This is a genomic window from Streptomyces spororaveus (genome assembly GCF_016755875.1).
Taxonomy (GTDB): Bacteria; Actinomycetota; Actinomycetes; order Streptomycetales; family Streptomycetaceae; genus Streptomyces; species Streptomyces spororaveus.
This window is the reverse complement of sequence record NZ_BNED01000005.1, coordinates 4,154,184-4,170,305: the sequence shown is the minus strand read 5'-3', so window position 1 is coordinate 4,170,305 and position 16,122 is coordinate 4,154,184. Positions and strand designations below refer to the sequence as shown.

The 16,122-nt window shown below is 72.1% G+C and carries 18 protein-coding genes; 6 read left to right on the top strand and 12 right to left on the bottom strand.

The window, feature by feature from the left end:
- Positions 1-26: 26 nt before the first annotated feature.
- From Sspor_RS21065 to Sspor_RS21015, 11 genes are all read right to left on the bottom strand, one after another.
- The gene (locus Sspor_RS21065; RefSeq protein ID WP_202200524.1) at positions 27-1,235 is read right to left on the bottom strand and encodes a cytochrome P450; all 1,209 of its coding nucleotides are present in this window, start codon (positions 1,233-1,235) and stop codon (positions 27-29) included.
- A 29-nt stretch (positions 1,236-1,264) separates the two neighbouring features.
- Complete coding sequence (locus Sspor_RS21060) at positions 1,265-1,924, bottom strand: response regulator (RefSeq protein ID WP_202200523.1); 660 nt, start codon at positions 1,922-1,924, stop codon at positions 1,265-1,267.
- Entirely contained in the window at positions 1,921-3,258 is a 1,338-nt protein-coding gene (locus tag Sspor_RS21055; RefSeq protein WP_202200522.1) for a sensor histidine kinase, read from the bottom strand. The genes Sspor_RS21060 and Sspor_RS21055 overlap by 4 nt, the downstream gene beginning before the upstream one ends.
- An 87-nt stretch (positions 3,259-3,345) precedes the next feature.
- A complete protein-coding gene (locus Sspor_RS21050; protein WP_202200521.1) occupies positions 3,346-4,017 on the bottom strand; it encodes a response regulator in 672 nt (223 codons plus the stop codon).
- Positions 4,014-5,333 (bottom strand): sensor histidine kinase, encoded by a 1,320-nt coding sequence (locus Sspor_RS21045; RefSeq protein ID WP_237403950.1) that lies wholly within the window; start codon positions 5,331-5,333, stop codon positions 4,014-4,016. The genes Sspor_RS21050 and Sspor_RS21045 overlap by 4 nt, the downstream gene beginning before the upstream one ends.
- 22 nt (positions 5,334-5,355) lie before the next feature.
- Positions 5,356-6,558 (bottom strand): acyltransferase family protein, encoded by a 1,203-nt coding sequence (locus Sspor_RS21040; RefSeq protein ID WP_202200520.1) that lies wholly within the window; start codon positions 6,556-6,558, stop codon positions 5,356-5,358.
- The gene (locus tag Sspor_RS21035; RefSeq protein WP_202200519.1) at positions 6,551-7,621 is read right to left on the bottom strand and encodes an alpha/beta hydrolase; all 1,071 of its coding nucleotides are present in this window, start codon (positions 7,619-7,621) and stop codon (positions 6,551-6,553) included. The genes Sspor_RS21040 and Sspor_RS21035 overlap by 8 nt, the downstream gene beginning before the upstream one ends.
- 224 nt (positions 7,622-7,845) lie before the next feature.
- Positions 7,846-8,478, bottom strand: coding sequence for a LysE family translocator (locus Sspor_RS21030; RefSeq protein WP_202200518.1), 633 nt, complete (start codon positions 8,476-8,478; stop codon positions 7,846-7,848).
- 5 nt (positions 8,479-8,483) lie between these two features.
- Positions 8,484-8,873 (bottom strand): nuclear transport factor 2 family protein, encoded by a 390-nt coding sequence (locus tag Sspor_RS21025; protein ID WP_202200517.1) that lies wholly within the window; start codon positions 8,871-8,873, stop codon positions 8,484-8,486.
- Positions 8,874-9,001: 128 nt separating this feature from the next.
- Complete coding sequence (locus Sspor_RS21020) at positions 9,002-9,574, bottom strand: MarR family winged helix-turn-helix transcriptional regulator (RefSeq protein ID WP_202200516.1); 573 nt, start codon at positions 9,572-9,574, stop codon at positions 9,002-9,004.
- Entirely contained in the window at positions 9,567-10,196 is a 630-nt protein-coding gene (locus Sspor_RS21015) for a DJ-1/PfpI family protein (RefSeq protein ID WP_202200515.1), read from the bottom strand. The genes Sspor_RS21020 and Sspor_RS21015 overlap by 8 nt, the downstream gene beginning before the upstream one ends.
- Positions 10,197-10,373: 177 nt before the next feature.
- On the opposite strand from Sspor_RS21015, the gene Sspor_RS21010 reads away from it, so the two are divergent.
- From Sspor_RS21010 to Sspor_RS21000, 3 genes are all read left to right on the top strand, one after another.
- Complete coding sequence (locus tag Sspor_RS21010; protein ID WP_202200514.1) at positions 10,374-11,735, top strand: aspartate aminotransferase family protein; 1,362 nt, start codon at positions 10,374-10,376, stop codon at positions 11,733-11,735.
- Between the two features lie 175 nt (positions 11,736-11,910).
- Positions 11,911-12,576, top strand: a complete 666-nt coding sequence (locus Sspor_RS21005) for a GntR family transcriptional regulator (RefSeq protein ID WP_202200513.1) — start codon at positions 11,911-11,913, stop codon at positions 12,574-12,576.
- 195 nt (positions 12,577-12,771) lie between these two features.
- Positions 12,772-13,422 carry a putative DNA-mimic protein gene (locus Sspor_RS21000; RefSeq protein ID WP_202200512.1) on the top strand — a complete coding sequence of 217 codons (651 nt, stop codon included), beginning with the start codon at positions 12,772-12,774 and terminating at the stop codon, positions 13,420-13,422.
- A 56-nt stretch (positions 13,423-13,478) separates the two neighbouring features.
- Here Sspor_RS21000 and Sspor_RS20995 read toward each other — a convergent pair whose 3' ends face one another.
- Positions 13,479-14,225 carry an SLATT domain-containing protein gene (locus tag Sspor_RS20995; protein ID WP_202200511.1) on the bottom strand — a complete coding sequence of 249 codons (747 nt, stop codon included), beginning with the start codon at positions 14,223-14,225 and terminating at the stop codon, positions 13,479-13,481.
- Between the two features lie 270 nt (positions 14,226-14,495).
- Between Sspor_RS20995 and Sspor_RS20990 the strand changes: the two genes are divergently transcribed.
- From Sspor_RS20990 to Sspor_RS20980, 3 genes are read left to right on the top strand one after another with little or no spacing between them, the layout of a single operon-like run.
- On the top strand, positions 14,496-14,840 hold the full coding sequence (locus tag Sspor_RS20990; protein WP_094744798.1) for a YbaB/EbfC family nucleoid-associated protein: 345 nt from the start codon (positions 14,496-14,498) through the stop codon (positions 14,838-14,840).
- A gap of 37 nt (positions 14,841-14,877) precedes the next feature.
- Complete coding sequence (recR, locus tag Sspor_RS20985) at positions 14,878-15,477, top strand: recombination mediator RecR (protein ID WP_030010802.1); 600 nt, start codon at positions 14,878-14,880, stop codon at positions 15,475-15,477.
- Positions 15,470-16,117 carry a DUF5063 domain-containing protein gene (locus Sspor_RS20980; RefSeq protein ID WP_202200510.1) on the top strand — a complete coding sequence of 216 codons (648 nt, stop codon included), beginning with the start codon at positions 15,470-15,472 and terminating at the stop codon, positions 16,115-16,117. Before recR ends, Sspor_RS20980 begins: the two co-directional genes overlap by 8 nt.
- Positions 16,118-16,122: the final 5 nt, after the last annotated feature.

Genomic DNA, 16,122 nt, shown 5'->3' with positions numbered 1-16,122 from the left:
ACGGAATCCCGGTCCTTCGCGGCTCCCTAGAACTCCACGAGCAGCTGCTTCAGCCCCCGGATGACGTACCCGTCCTGCCACTGCGGCTCCTCGACGAGCCGCAGTGGCGGCACTCCGTCCGCCAGCAGCGCCCCGAACGAGGCCTCCAACTCCCGCCGTGCCAGCGGCGCCCCGAGGCAGTAGTGGATCCCGGCCCCGAAGGTCAGGTGCGGATTGTCGGCCCGTGAGAGGTCCAGCGCGTCGGGATCGCCGAAGCGCGCGGGATCCCGGTTCGCCGACCCGAACAACAGTGCGACTTCGGCCCCGCGGGGGATGACGGTGTCACCGATCCGGATGTCGTCGAGCACCCAGCGCTCGAACATCTGGAGGGGAGTGTCGTACCGCATGAGTTCATCCACAGCTGTGGACAACTTTTCGGGATCGTGACTCCCGCGGAGCGCGGCGAGCTGCGCGGGGTTGCGGAACAGCGCCCACCACCCGTTGACGGTCGTGTTGACGGTGGCCTCGTGCCCGGCGTTCAGCAGGAGCACACAAGTGGAGATCATCTCCTGCTCGCTGAGCCGCCCCTCCTCATCGTGAGCGGCGATCAGCCCGGAGATCAAATCCTCCCCGGGGCGGCTCCGCCGCTCGGCGATCAGCCCCCGGAGGTACGCGCTGAACTCGACGCTCGCCCGCACCGCACGCTGCGCGGTCTCCTCGTCCGGCCGGAGCTCGAACATCCCGCAGATGTCCGCCGACCACGGCCGCAGCAGCCCCCGGTCCGCCTCGGGCACACCCAGCAGCTCCGCGATCACCGCCACCGGCAGCGGCTCGGCGACGACGGTGAGCAGATCCCCGCCCCCGTCCGCGCGCAGCCGCCCCACCAGCTCCCCGGCCATGCGCCGCACGGAGGGCACGAGCCGCTCCACCGTCCGCGGGGTGAAGGCCTTCGCCACGAGCCTGCGCACCCGGGCGTGCGCGGGATCCTCCAGGTCCAGCAGGCCGTTGCCGTTGAGCACGTGGAAGGGCTCGTGCTCTGGCGGCGGCGCCTCGCGCCCGAACTCCTCGTGCGAGAACCGGTGGAGGTAGGTCCGCCCCAGCCGCCGGTCCCGCAGCAGCGCACTCACATCGGCGTAGTGCGGCACCAGCCACTGCCCGGTGGCCTCGCACCACACGGCCCGCCCCTGCTCCCGCAACTCCCGGTACGCCGGATAAGGATCGGCGACGAACTCGGCATCCCACGGATCAAACCCCATCCCCGCACCCTAAGGGCAGCCGGGCCCGATCAGGCGGGCGTCACCAAACGGGTCTCGTACGCGTACACGGCCGCCTGGGTCCGGTCGCGCAGGCCAAGCTTCACCAGGATCCGGCTCACATGGGTCTTGATGGTGGACTCGGCGACGACCAGCCGGTCGGCTATCTCCGCATTGGACAAGCCCTGCGCGATCAGTATCAACACCTCCGTCTCCCGCTCCGTCAGTTCCCCCGCACCCGCCGGGTCCGCGAGCTTGCGGGCCTCGGAGATCTTCGAGAACTCCACGATCAGCCGCTTGGTCACCGACGGCGCCAGCAGGGCCTCACCGGCCGCCACCACCCGCACTCCATCGGCGAGCTGACGGGCCGAGGCATCCTTGAGCAGGAACCCGGAGGCCCCGGCCCGCAGCGCCTGGTACACGTACTCGTCGAGGTCGAAGGTCGTCAGGACCAGCACCTTCGCGTCCGTGTCGGCGGCCACGATCTCCCGTGTGGCCTCCAGCCCGTTCATCCGCGGCATCCGGATGTCCATCAGCACCACATCCGGCCGCAGCGCCGCCACCTGCCCGATGGCCTCCCGGCCGTCGACCGCCTCGCCGACCACCTCGATCCCGTCCATCGCGTTCAGCAGGACGGAGAAGCCCTCGCGCACCATCACCTGGTCGTCGACGATCAGCACCCTGATCGTCATACCGTCCCCTCCTGCGGCTCCGGCGCCGGCTCCGCACGGTGGGGCACCGGTATGAACACCGCCACCTCGTACCCGCCCGCCGGCGTCCGTCCGGCCGTCATCTCGCCCTCCAGCATGGCCACCCGCTCCCGCATGCCCGTGATCCCGTGTCCGGCCCCCGCCGAGGGCCGCGCATCCCCGGTGGCCCGGTCGTTGACGATCCGTATGCCCAGGCCACCCAGCACGTACGAGACCTCCACCTCGGCCGCGGCCCCCGGCGCGTGCCGCAGCGTGTTGCTCAGGGCCTCCTGGATGATCCGGTACGCCGACAGCTCGACACCCTGCGGCAGCTCCCGCACCGAGCCCGTCACCGTCTTCTCCACGCTCAGCCCGGCCTCCCGCACATTGGCCAGCAGGCCCTCCAGCGAGGCCAGCGTCGGCTGCGGGGCGTCCGGGGCCTCGTAGTCCGCGGACCGCACCACACCCAGCACCCGCCGCAGCTCCGTCAGAGCCGCCACCGCGTTCTCCCGGATGGTGGCGAACGCCGCCTCCAGCTCCGGCGGCGGGTTCTTCACCCGGTACGGCGCGGCCTCCGCCTGGATGGCCACCACCGACATGTGGTGGGCCACCACATCGTGCAACTCCCGCGCGATCGTGGTCCGCTCCTCCAGCAGCGTCCGCTTGTCCCGCTCGACGGCCGTGACCTCCTGCTGCGCGCTCACCTCCGCTTTCGCGTGCCGGCGTATCTGGATACTGCTGGCGATCACCAGGGCGAAGGCCGAGGTCAGCGCCATCTCCGGCATGTTCGATCCCCAGCGGCCGTTGAACAGGACGGAGATCGCCGTTCCCAGCACGAGGGTGAGCGTCCACATCCAGGCCGCCACCCGGGGCCCGGTCCGCAGGGTGACGAGGAACATGACCACGATGTAGGAGAAGAAACTGCTGTCGGTCCAGGGCCAGCTGTCACCACCACCGAGGCCGGCCGTCACCACCGTCATGGCTATGGCCGCCCACCACGCGCCGACCGGCCGCACCAGCGTCATCAGGACCGGGGCCGCGGCCAGCATCGACATGGCGATCGGCCCCAGGTCGCCCCAGGCGTCCGACTGCGTGTTGAGCGCGGTCATCGCGACGAGGAAGGCCAGGGCGCCCACCGCCGCATACCGCCGCCACGGCGCGTACCGGCGCAGCACCCCGGGAAGCAGGCGCACGAAGCGCCCGGAGGTATCGGCCAGGGGCAGCGGCCGGTAGGCGAAGGCATCGGTGACGAGATCCCGGCGCAGGGTCGCGATCACCTCAGATGCCAGTCGGAACTCAGGTGCCCGGGATGTCCCCCCGGTGGTCGTCTCGGTCATGCCACCACCGTAGGTCCGCGCCGCCCTGGTCCGCGTCGCCGCTGATGGGGATTTCCCGGGGTCCCTCTCAAGTACTACACGGGTTCCTCAGTAGCCCGTCGGGCGGATCAGGCCCGTCTCGTACGCGAACACCGCCGCCTGCGTGCGGTCCCGCAGCCCCAGCTTCACCAGGATCCGGCTGACATGCGTCTTCACCGTCTGCTCGGCCAGCACCAGGTGCTCCGAGATCTCGGCATTGGACAGGCCCTGGGCGATCAGCGACAGGACCTCCGTCTCCCGCTCGGTCAGTGCCTCGATACGGGCCCGAGACGGCGCGCGCGGCGCCCCCAGCCGGGAGAACTCCGTGATCAGCCGCTTCGTGATGTTCGGCGAGAGCAGCGCCTCACCGGCCGCCACCACCCGCACCGCCTCGGCGAGCTGGTCGGCCGACGCGTCCTTGAGCAGAAAACCGGAGGCCCCGGCCCGCAGCGCCTCGTACACGTACTCGTCGAGATCGAAGGTGGTCAGCACCAGCACCTTCACGGCGGCTTCCGGAGCCGCGGTGATGACGGACGTGGCCTCGATGCCGCCCATCCCCGGCATACGGATGTCCATCAGCACCACGTCCGGGGCCAGCTCGGCGACCTTGGCCACCGCGTCCGCCCCGTCCACGGCCTGCCCCACGACCTCTATGTCGGGCTGCGCGTTGAGAAGCACGGTGAAGCCCTGCCGGACCATCATCTGGTCGTCGGCGATCATCACCTTGATCGGGGTGCTCATGAGGCCCTCTTCGTCTCGGGGTCGCGGACCGCGGGCACGTCCTGCGGATCCATCGGGAGTACGGCGCTCACCTCGTACCCCCCGTCGGGGCGCGGGCCGGCGGCCAGTTCGCCCCCCAGCATGCCTGCCCGCTCCCGCATCCCCAGCAGCCCGTGCCCCGCTCCGGGCGAGGGCGGGGCCGACCGGGTCGGAGCGCTGTTCGCGACGCACAGGTGCAGATCACGCGGCCCGTACGCGATGCCCACCTCCACCCGTGAACCGGGCGCATGGCGCAGCGCGTTGCTCAGTGCCTCCTGCACGATCCGGTACGCGGTCAGCTCCACGCCCGGGGTCAGCGGCCGCCGTATCCCCGCGATCTCGGTCGTGACGTCCAGCCCGGCCCCCCGCACGTTGTCCACGAGGCCGTCCAGTTCGCCGAGGGTGGGCTGCGGATGGTGGGGGTTCGCGGGATCGTCCGGCTGCTCGGACCGCAGCACGCCCAGCACCCGCCGCAGCTCCGTCAGCGCCTCCAGCGCGTTCTCCCGGATGCCGGCCAGGTTCTCCCTGAGCTCCTCGGACGGGTTCTCCACCAGGTGCGGGGCGACCTGCGCCTGGATGGAGATCACCGACATGTGGTGGGCGACGACGTCGTGCAGTTCGCGGGCGATGCGGCTGCGCTCCTCCAGCAGGGTGCGCCGGGCCCGCTCCTCCTCGGTGAGGGTCTCCTGCTCGACGAGTTTGCCGCGGGCGAGGCGGGTGGCCCGCAGGGCGTAGCCGAGGATCCCCACGAACGCGAAGAGGATCGCCACCCCGCCGATGATCGTCTGGCTCTGCGGCGGCCTGAGGACGATGTCGGCCAGTCCGTTGAGGGTGAGCGTGATGCCGATGACCGAGACGGTCACCCGGGGCGGCACCCGCAGGGCGACCATCAGGAGCACGGGCACGAGCGTGAACGGCCCGGCCGGCGACCACGGCCAGGACTGCCCATGCCCGACGTGGTCGTGGATGGCCCAGGCGATCAGGCCGGCGGTGACGAGCCCGAGCCACCAGGCCGCGATCGGCCGGAACATGCTGAGCACGACGGACAGGGAGGTCAGCAGCGACAGCCCCAGCACGGCAGAACCCTGCACCCCGTAGTGGTCGTTCAGCGTCATCCCCGTGACGACGCCGCAGGGAATGGCCACGTAGCAGAGGACCACATGGGGCAGCCAGGCCAGCCAGCGCGGCCGCGACATCCTCGGCAGCGGGTCCCGCCGCAGTGTGAACAACTCCCGGACCAGGCCGCGCGGGAGGCGGACGCGGACTTCGGCGGCGGATGTCTCCTTCTGCTGTTTCACGCCGTCCAGGCTAAGGCGGGCCCTAGACACGGGTGATCTCCTTGGCGGGGGCCGTCCTGGGGCGGGGGACCGTGACAGAGCGGCTGGCTCGGGACGGCCTCGGACGCCGGGAGGCCTGCTCGTGGACACGGAAGGCGGCCCAGCAGAGCGCCAGCGCGGCGGCGAACACCGGCAGCCACAGGGCGCGAGCCGCTATCCAGCCCACCGAGTCGGGCATCGTGTGCAGCCCCGGCAGGTCGGCCGAGACGAGCAGCCCGAGGGCGGTGACGGCCATCATGGCGGTCTGGTGCCACAGGAAGACGGTCATGGCCGAGAGGTTCAGCAGCGCCACCCTCGCCCAGGCCTTCGGCCGCCGCATGGCCCGGGCCAGCGGCTCGCGCACCAGCAGGGCCAGCCCGCACTGGGCCAGTCCGAAAGCGGCCGCGGCCAGTGTCGGCGGGTTCAGGTTCGAGATCGCGGAGCCGGGGACACCCACCATGGAGGCCGGGTACCCGCCCCAGAGGATCAGCGCGGCCGTGGCCACGGCGCCCGCGCCGAGGAGGAGCAGCGCCGGTCCGCGCCGGGCGAAGGCCCCGCGGGACCAGGCGGCGCCCAGGGTGAAGGGGACGAGCCAGCCCGCGGCCACATTGATCCAGCCGATCCACTCGGGCCCCTCCAGCCCGAAGCGCCACAGGTCGACGGAAGCCACCACGGCCAGCGGCCACAGCGGGCTGAGCCGGGCCACGAGCGGGGTCGCGGCGGTCAGCGCGGCGAACACCAGCAGGAACCACAGCGGCGACAGCACCAGCCTGACCAGTGACCGCACGGTGTCGAACTCGGCCCCGCCGACCAGCATCCCGCCCGCGACGACCGCCCAGAGGACCAGCACCGCGGCAACCGGACGGAACAGCCGGCCCAGCCGATGCCCGACCCACGCGCCGTACGGGACGCCACGCTCCCGGGCCGACTCGTACCCGCGGGCGGCGACATGACCGCCGACCAGGAAGAAGACGGACAGCGTCTGGAACACCCAGGAGATCGGGGCCAGCCACGGCATGTGAACCAGCGGACTGGTGGTGCTCAGAGCGCCGTCGCGGGCCGTCAGCGCGGTGACCAGCCAGTGGCCGAGGACCACGCCGAGGATCGCGAAGGACCGCAGCGCGTCCACGGTCCGGTCGCGGTCGGCCGGGGTGGCCGCGTCGATGCCCGCCGCCAGAGCGGACCAGCGGCCGCGGAACTCAACCATGGTCGGCCTCCGATGCGGGGGTGGTGCCGAGGACGATGGCGGCCAGACTGTCGAGGGACTCGGTGCCCGGTTTGAGGTAGTCGCTGTGCCCGGCGGAGCCGGCGGCGAACAGCCGTGCACCGAAGGCGGGGTCGACCGGGTCGGTGCCGAAACCGATCCCGCCGAGCCGGACGTGCGGGACGTTTCCGATCCAGTCGCCGCTGCCCCGGCCGGCCCAGACCCGTGCCCCGGTCGGCAGCTCACGGGCGGATCCTGCCCCCGTCCCCGGGCTGCCGAACAGCACCATGTCGCCGACCGCGGGACCCGTGCCGGTCCGGGCGCAGACCACGGACCCGTAGGAGTGGCACAGGAGCGAGAGCTCGGCACCGGGCGCCGCCATGTCCCTCAACCGGTTCAGGAACGGGGCCAGTTCGGCAGCGGCATCATCGGCGCGGCCCGCGCTCAGGACGGTGGTGCTCACCGTGCCGGGGGTGTCGTACCCGAGCCAGGCGACCACGGCGGAGCGCGGATGCTCGGCCTGCAGGCGCTGCTGGAGGGAGACGGCCCCGGCCCGGAACCGCTCGTAGGTGTCCAGGGTGGTGTCGGACCCGGGCACCAGTACGGCGACCCGGTCGGCGCTCTCCAGCTCGCCGAACACCTCGACGGCCCGGCCCTTCCCGCGGCCGTCGAAGGCGAGGAACTGTGCCGCGCCGGACGCCCACATGGCGCGCAGTCTGGCGGCCCGGCCGGGGCGGTCGGCGTCCTCGGCGGTGCGGATCGCCTCGGTGAGGTTGGCGGCGTTGGCGGCGTACCGGATTCCGGGGGCGGTGTCCTCGGAGAACGTGGCGGGTGCGGGGGCGGGGACGTTCGGGGAGGCGGCGGCGGATACGGGGACCACGACGGCTGCGGCGACCAGAGTGGCCAGCAGGCCGCGCAGAAGCCGGCCACGGCCGGACCCCGCCCTCCCGGTGGCGGACGCCGCACCCGACACACAGACCCCGCCCGTGATCCCGGTCGGCAGCTGCCCGGTCCCGGTCCCGGTCTCGGTGCCGGTCTTGCTCCGCGTCGTCGTCCCCGTTGCCATGGCCCTCTGCCTTCGGTCGCCCGGAAGAGCTGTGAACGCTCCTCTCTGCTAACGAAGTTAGAAATCCGGGCCCGTCGTCGGCGTCACGCCATGGAGCCGTGTTCGCGCGTAGCTCTCAGGTATGACGCGGGATACCTGAGAGGCACCGCCGCACTCCCGCCCCGACATCCCGCCCCCCCCGACATCCCGCCCCCCGACATCCAGCCCGCCGCGACGTCACGACGTCACGACGTCGCCACCCGCACACCGAAGCCGATCAGCACGACACCCGTCGTCCGGTCCAGCGCCCGCCGTACCCGGGGCCGCGCGAAGAAACGCCCGGCGCGCGACAGCACGTACACGTACGTGCCCAGCCAGACCACCGTCAGCAGCACGTGGACCAGGACCAGCAGCGCCATGCCGACCGCCGGCCGCAGCCCCGGCGGCGCGAGGGCGGGCAGCAGCCCCGTGTAGAAGACGGCGATCTTGGGATTGAGGACGTTCGCGACCAGTCCGGTCCGCCAGGCCCCGCCGGCACCCGCCGACCGCTCGCCCGTCGGCCGCCCGTCCGCCGCCCGCCCGTCCGCGGCTTCCGCGCCCGGCCGCAGCAGGGCCCGCAGGCCGAGCCAGCACAGGTACGCGGCCCCCGCCAGCTTCACCACCAGGTACACGTCGGCGGATGCGGCGAGCAGCGCCGCGAGCCCCGCCACGGTGAGGGCACCCCAGAGCAGCAGCCCGACGGCGATCCCCGCGACGGTGCGCAGCCCGTCGGCGCGCCCCCGGGTGACGGCCCGTTTCGTGACGATCGCCATGTCCGGGCCGGGGACGAGGGTGAGGAGCGCCAGGACCCCGGTCGCGCCGAGAAGAGCGGTGAGCACGCGGCTCAGTCTGCCACCAGGGGTTCGACGTAGCCCGCCCGCCAGCGGGGGGCCGGGTCCTGGCCGGGGCTGGTCCAGTACTCCCTCGCCCCCACGATCTCCCCGTCCCGCACGGTCCAGAGGGAGACGGCCCGGTAGACGACGTGGTCCTGGGGTATCTCCACCTCGGTGACCACGAGGTTCCCGTCGGCCAGGATCCGCAGCAGTTCCACGGATCTCTCGTCCGCGTAGCCGTCGTCGCTGTTCACGGCTATGAAGTTGGCGCGCCCCACGATGCGCTCACCGCTCACGGGCCATTCGATGACCGCGTCCTCGGCGATGAGCCCGGCCACGCCGTCCCAGTCGCGTGCCTCGATTCGCTCCCACAGTCGTGCCACTACCTTCAACGGCTCCATGTGCCGCAGTGTCCGCCAGCCCGTTATACGCAACAAGCTTTGCTTGCAGGCTTATTGACTTCGACACAATCGCCCGTGGCGGGCTTTCGGAACCCGCGCCGGGGCACCGAACGCGGTGCCGACCGGGCTCACTCCGGCGCGGGTGCGGGAACGGGCGCGGACGGCGCCGGGGACTCCAGCGCGTCCAGTGCCGTGGCCAGCCGCTCCAGGGCGCGGACCGTCTCCGCGAAGGCGTCGTCGCCCAGCTCCGCCGCGAGGCGGGCCGCCAGGGCCGCGTGGCCCGGGCCGATCCGGTCCACCGCGTCCAGCCCCTCCTCCGTGGGCCGCAGCAGCTTCGCCCGCCGGTGGGCGGGGTTCGGGGCGTATTCCGCCAGGCCCTTGGCGACCAGCAGGTCCGCGATGCGCTGCACGCTCTGCCGGGTGATGCCCATGTTCCGGGCGATGCCCGCGACGGGCAGCGGCTCCCGCAGTACCGCGCCCAGCACCTGCCACCAGGCGGCCGTCAGCCCGGCCGGCTTGGCCAGCTCCTCCGAGATGGCGAGGAACTGGCCGTTCAGCCGGAACACCCCGAGCGCGGTGCGGCTCAGCAGGTCCTGCTGGGTCCGGGACTCCCCCGACGGCAGAGTCTCGCGCGCCACCTGCGCCACCTGCGCCGCCTCGTGGGTCGCCCCGTACGTCACCTCGTCGGCCGCCTCACGCATCTCCGGCCGCCGATGCCGCCATCAGGACCGGGTAGGCGTTCGGGTCCGAGTCGTGGAAGAGCCCGTACCAGGCGTCCAGGACGTCCGGCTTGTAGACGTCCAGGCGCGCGAAGACCTCGCGGGCGAAGGCCACCGGCTCCGTCGGCCCCGCCGTGATGAGGTCGCCGTCGGTCACCGCGTCGGCCTCGACGTAGCTCCCGGCGCCTCCGTACCCGGGCTGCTCGGCCAGGTAGAAGGAGGCGCCGCTGGTGTGGGTGCGGCCGTCCAGCAGGCCCTCGCGGGCCAGGCCGGCGGTGGCTCCGCAGATCGCCGCGACCGGCACTCCGGCGGCCAGGAACTCCCTCGCCTTGGCCGCGAAAGGCTTCAGCTCGTCGCCCGTGTCCCACAGGGACGCGCCCGTGAGGATCAGCAGCGAGGAGTCCTCCGGTCGCAGGTCGGCCAGGAGCAGATCAGGCTGGATGCGGACGCCGCCCATGGTGGTGACCGGCTGCGCGGTGCTCAGGCCGACCGTGCGCACGGTGTGGCCGCGCTGGGTGAGGTGCGCGGTGGTGTGGCCGGTCTCCCAGTCCGCGTACGTGTCGTAGACCGCGAGGTGGACGGGCTTGCGCGGGGTCTCGCTCATGGTGCTTTCGCCTCCAGCGTGGTTCCTGCTGATGACAATAGACTGTCATAACGACAGGATGCTGTCAATCTGACAGAGGGTCGGAGTCCCTTCGCAGACAGACTGCCGAGAGTGGCCCCCCACCCCCATACAGTCCGCCGATATCCCGCCCCACCTGCGCACTTCTAGCGTGACGACATGACCCCTCATGTCACCTCGCACACCCTTGCCACCGTGAAGGACGCAGATCGGAAGCACGTCTTCCACTCCTGGTCCGCCCAGGCCCTGATCGACCCCCTCGCCGTCGCCGGGGCCGAGGGGTCGTATTTCTGGGACTACGAAGGCAAGCGGTTCCTCGATTTCTCCTCCCAGTTGGTCAACACCAACATCGGCCACCAGCACCCCAAGGTCGTCGCCGCGATCCAGGAGCAGGCCGCCCGGCTCTGCACCCTCGCGCCCGGCTTCGCCGTCGACGTCCGCTCCGAGGCCGCACGCCTCATCGCCGAGCGGACCCCGGGCGACCTGGACAAGATCTTCTTCACCAACGGCGGTGCCGAGGCCGTCGAGAACGCCGTCCGCATGGCCCGTCTGCACACGGGCCGCGCCAAGGTGCTCTCCACCTACCGCTCCTACCACGGGGCGACCGCCGCCGCGATCAACCTGACCGGCGACCCGCGCCGCTGGCCCTCCGACACGGCCTCCGCCGGCGTCGTGCACTTCTGGGGCCCGTACCTCTACCGCTCCGCCTTCCACGCCACCACCGAGGCCGAGGAGTGCGCCCGCGCCCTCGCCCACCTCGCCGACACCATCGCCTTCGAGGGGCCGCAGAGCATCGCGGCGATCATCCTGGAGAGCGTGCCCGGCACCGCCGGCATCATGACCCCGCCCGCCGGCTACCTCGCGGGCGTGCGCGAGCTCTGCGACCGCCACGGCATCGTCTTCATCCTGGACGAGGTCATGTCGGGCTTCGGCCGCACCGGCAAGTGGTTCGCGGCCGACCACTGGGGCGTCACCCCCGACCTGATCACCTTCGCCAAGGGCGTGAACAGCGGCTACGTCCCCCTCGGTGGCGTCGCCATCTCGTCCGCCATCGCCGAGACCTTCGCCACCCGCCCTTACCCGGGCGGACTGACGTACTCCGGCCACCCCCTGGCCTGCGCCGCCGCCGTCGCGACGATCAACACGATGGAGGAGGAGGGCATCGTCGAGCACGCCGCCCACCTCGGCGAGAACGTGATCGGCCCGGCGCTCGCCGAGATCGCCGAGCGCCACCCCTCCGTCGGCGAGGTCCGCGGCCTGGGTACCTTCTGGGCCCTGGAACTCGTACGGGACAAGGAGACGCGCGAGCCGCTCGTCCCGTACAACGCGGCCGGGGCGGACAACGCGCCGATGGCCGAGTTCGCTGCCGCCTGCAAGGCCTCGGGCCTGTGGCCCTTCGTGAACATGAACCGCACCCACGTGGTCCCGCCGTGCAACGCCACGGAGGCGGAGGCCAAGGAGGGCCTGGCCCTGCTGGACGAGGCGCTGACGGTCGCCGACCGCCACACCACGGCCGGCTGACCCGGCCCTCGCCCGCGCCCGCAGCCTCACCCGCGTCCCGCATCCGGCACCCGCATCCGCACCGCGGGTGCGGGATGCCGGTGCGGATGTCGGATATCGGTTGGCTACCGATCGGTTTTCAGCCGGGTTGTCTGGCCTATGGTGTCCGAAGCTCTACGACAGGAGACGGACCCCTATGCCAGGCAGCGGAGCTGTCACCCGCAACACACTTCGCCAGCAGATCGCGGACGCGCTGCGTGACGAGGTGCTCGCGGGACGCCTGCCTCCGGGGACCGAGTTCACCGTCAAGCAGATCGCCGAGCAGTACGAGGTCTCCGCCACCCCGGTGCGCGAGGCACTCGTGGACCTCTCGGCCCAAGGGCTGCTCGAACTGGTCCAGCACCGCGGCTTCCGCGTGCGGATCTTCTCCGTGGACGACTTCCGGGGCATGATCGAGGCCCGCGCGCTCGTCGTGGACGGGATCTTCCGCCGCCTCGCCGAGCGCGGCACCGCCCCCGGCTCCGGCGAGCTGCTGGTGTCGGTGCGCCGCAGGGGCGAGGAGGCCCGGCGGGCCGCGCAGAGCGGTTCGCTCGAGGTGCTGATCGGCTACGACCTGCGCTTCTGGCGGGAGCTGAGCGGGCTGGTCGCCAACACCTACATATCCGAGTTCCTGCACCGCATCCGCGTGCAGTGCTGGGTCTTCGCCGTCCCCCACCTCCAGCGCGAGCAGCAGCTGCGGGCGGCGCTGTGGGACGGCCACAGCGAGCTGGTGGACGCGGTCACGCTGGCCGACGCCGACGCGGTGCGCGGCATCGTACGCGGCTACAACGAGCACGCGCTGGCCTGGGCCGCCCGCCTCTGAGGCCCGACGAGGCCCGACGAGGCCCGACCAGGCCTGCCGAGTCCCGACGTTTCCCGACGACTCCCGGCGTGTCCGGCATCGGCCGCCGAGGCCCGGCGGGGCCCGCCGGAGCCCGAGGTTCTGCGCACCCCTTCGCGGAGGGTGTCCGGCCCACTACGCTGGCCGGATCGGCGGCAACGACTGATCGGAGGCCGAGTGGCCTGTGACCTTTGGCTGGTCCCCCTTGTCGACGTGCTGTGCCACAGCCCCGACAACCCCTTCGCGGAAGAGATCGCCTCGTACGACAGGGCGCTGGGCGCGGCCGGACTGCCGTCCGTGCCCGTGTTCGCGTACATGCCGGGCCTGAGCGGGGACGTCGCCCCGGTCGCCGGCTTCGACTACGACGCCCTGCATTTCCTGCGTCGGGCGTACATGCTCCAGCTCTGCGGGCTGCCCGTGACCCCGGTGGACGAGCTGGGCGGGGACTACGAGCAGCTGCTGGAGATGTTCGAGCCCACCGCCCAGCAGTCGCACCTGGTCTGGCACTACGACCACGCCGGGGCGTACGTGCCGGTGGACTTCACGGCTCCGCTGGCGAACGAGGAGCTGCTGGCCGGGGGCGGCCCGCTCGGGTCCGCGCAGGGGCTGCTGCGTGAGCTGCTGTTCGTGGCCCCCGCCATCGGGATAGACCCGGGGAACCCGCCCGCCGCGCCGGCGCCCCCGGGGCGGCCGACGATGCTGGAGGAGCCGGCGGGGCCCATTCCGTACGACGACAGCCCTTTCGCCCGTGAGCGGCACGTGTGGCTGGGCCTGCATGCGGCCGCGACGCGGAGCCTCGGCCAGGGATCGATGATCATCTTCAGCTGAGCGGGTCCGGCGGGCGGGGTACGGGTCCGCTGCGCGGAACCCCGGCCCCGCCCGTCTCAGCGCGGCTGCTCCGGCGGCCGCTGCCGGGGCATGTTCGGTCTGGTGCCCGGCGGCAGCGGGAAGCGGGCGGGCGGGATGTTCGCGTCCGTGCGCCCCCCGGAGGCCCCCAGCGACTGCATCACGAGCGGCGCCGGCCCGGCCCGGAACTCCACCATCCAGTCCGCCGTCTCCGAGCGCACCAGCTCGGTGATGTCCTCCGAGAAGCGGCGCAGCACGGTCAGGCACCGCTCCGCCGCCTCGCTGGCCGTGCCCTCGGTGGGGCCGAGCACCTCGCGCACGTTCTCCGAGGCCCAGTCGAACTGGAGGGTCTGGAGCCGGCGCTGCACCGCCTGCGCCGTGGCCACGTCCCGCATCCACCCGGACGTCAGTCCGAAGAACCGGTCGCAGGCCAGCGCGGCCGCGCCCAGCAGCAGCGCGAGGTAGCCGTACGTGGAGGCGCCCGGGATCGACCCCGTCAGCTCCAGCAGCGGCATCGAGGCACCTGTGACGGCGCCCACGGCGGCGCCCGCGCGCAGCACGCGCGCACCGCGCCGCTTCCACGCCCGGTCGGACAGGTACCACTCGGCGGTGCGCAGCGCGTCGGCCTCGACCCGCCGGTAGAGCTCGTCGAGCCGCTCGGCGGGCTCGCCCCAGTCTCCGAGGGGGAACGGCCGGCCGGTCAGATCGCCCGCCGCCATCGGTCCGCCGCCTTCCTCCCGGGGATCCCGGGGTGGCCCCTCGGGCTGCATCTCCGGCTGGCTCACCCGGCACTCCCTCTGCCTGCGCTGACGTGTGGTGGTGCGCGTGTGCGCAATGATGCGCATGCTCTTCCTACCTTCGAAAGACGGGCGATGGGCGACGATTCCCGGGTTTTCCGCCCGCAAGGAGGTCTCCAGCAGGTACGCGCATGCCCCGTCTCTCACTCGAAAGAGTTGGTCCTCACGGCGTAGGGCGCGGCGCCCGGGGAGCACGTAGGCTCGGATTGACCAGCGTTCCGAAGGTCTCGACGTAACGACGTATGGAGTGAGTGCCCTGTGATTCCCGGTGGTGGCCAGCCCAACATGCAGCAGCTGCTCCAGCAGGCCCAGAAGATGCAGCAGGATCTCGCGGCCGCGCAGGAGGAACTCGCACGGACCGAGGTCGAGGGTCAGGCCGGCGGCGGCCTGGTCAGGGCGACCGTCACCGGTTCCGGTGAGCTGCGCGCGCTGGTGATCGACCCGAAGGCCGTGGACCCCGAGGACACGGAGACGCTCGCCGACCTGGTGGTCGCCGCGGTGCAGGCGGCCAACGAGAATGCGCAGGCGCTCCAGCAGCAGAAGCTGGGCCCCCTGGCCCAGGGCCTGGGCGGCGGCAGCGGTATCCCCGGCCTCCCGTTCTAGCCCCTCCTCACCCCACCCCACGAAAGAAGGCAGTCCGTTGTACGAAGGCGTGGTTCAGGACCTGATCGACGAACTGGGCAGGCTGCCCGGCGTCGGGCCCAAGAGCGCGCAGCGGATCGCCTTCCACATCCTGCAGGCCGAGCCCACCGACGTCCGCCGCCTCGCGCACGCGCTGCTGGAGGTCAAGGACAAGGTCCGGTTCTGCGCGGTGTGCGGGAACGTGGCGCAGGAGGAGCGGTGCGGCATCTGCCGCGATCCGCGCCGGGACACCACGGTCATCTGTGTCGTCGAGGAGCCGAAGGACGTCGTCGCGATCGAGCGGACGCGCGAGTTCCGGGGGAAGTACCACGTCCTCGGCGGCGCGATCAGCCCGATCGAGGGCGTCGGCCCGGACGACCTGCGGATCCGCGAGCTGCTGGCGCGCCTCGCGGACGGCGAGGTGACCGAGCTGATCCTCGCCACCGACCCGAACCTGGAGGGCGAGGCGACCGCCACCTACCTCGCCCGCATGATCAAGCCCATGGGCCTGAAGGTCACCCGCCTGGCCAGCGGACTCCCCGTCGGGGGAGATCTGGAGTATGCGGACGAGGTCACGCTCGGGCGGGCCTTTGAAGGAAGGCGACTTCTCGATGTCTGACGCAACGCTGCACGCCCTCGGCCAGGATCCGGACGACTTCGCCGCCTCGATCGCGGACCAGATCGAGTCGTTCATCGTTGCGGTCACCGAGGTGGCCAAGGGCGAGGACCCGGACAGCGCGGTGCCCTTCCTCCTCCTGGAGGTGTCCCAGCTGCTGCTGGCGGGCGGCCGGCTGGGCGCGTACCAGGACGTCCTGCCCGACGAGCGCTACGAGCCCGATCTCGGCCCGGAGCCGGACGTGGACGACCTGCGCGAGCGGTTCGCGGTCATGCTGGAGCCGGTCGACGTCTACTCCGAGGTCTTCGACCCGTACGAGCCGCGCAAGGCTCCGGTGGCCCACCGGATCTCCGACGACCTGGCCGACGTGGTCGCCGACCTGCGGCACGGGCTCATCCACCACCAGTCGGGCCGCATCACCGAGGCGCTGTGGTGGTGGCAGTTCTCGTACTTCACCAACTGGGGTCCGACGGCCTCGGCGACCCTGCGCGCCCTCCAGTCGCTGATCGCCCACGTACGCCTGGACCAGCCGCTGGCGGCGCTGGACGGCCTGGACACGGACGAGGACCTGACCGAGGACGACCTCGCGGAACAGGCCGGACAGGTGATGGCCGAGGAACTCGGCGGCCTCGGGCGCGCCTGAGCGGA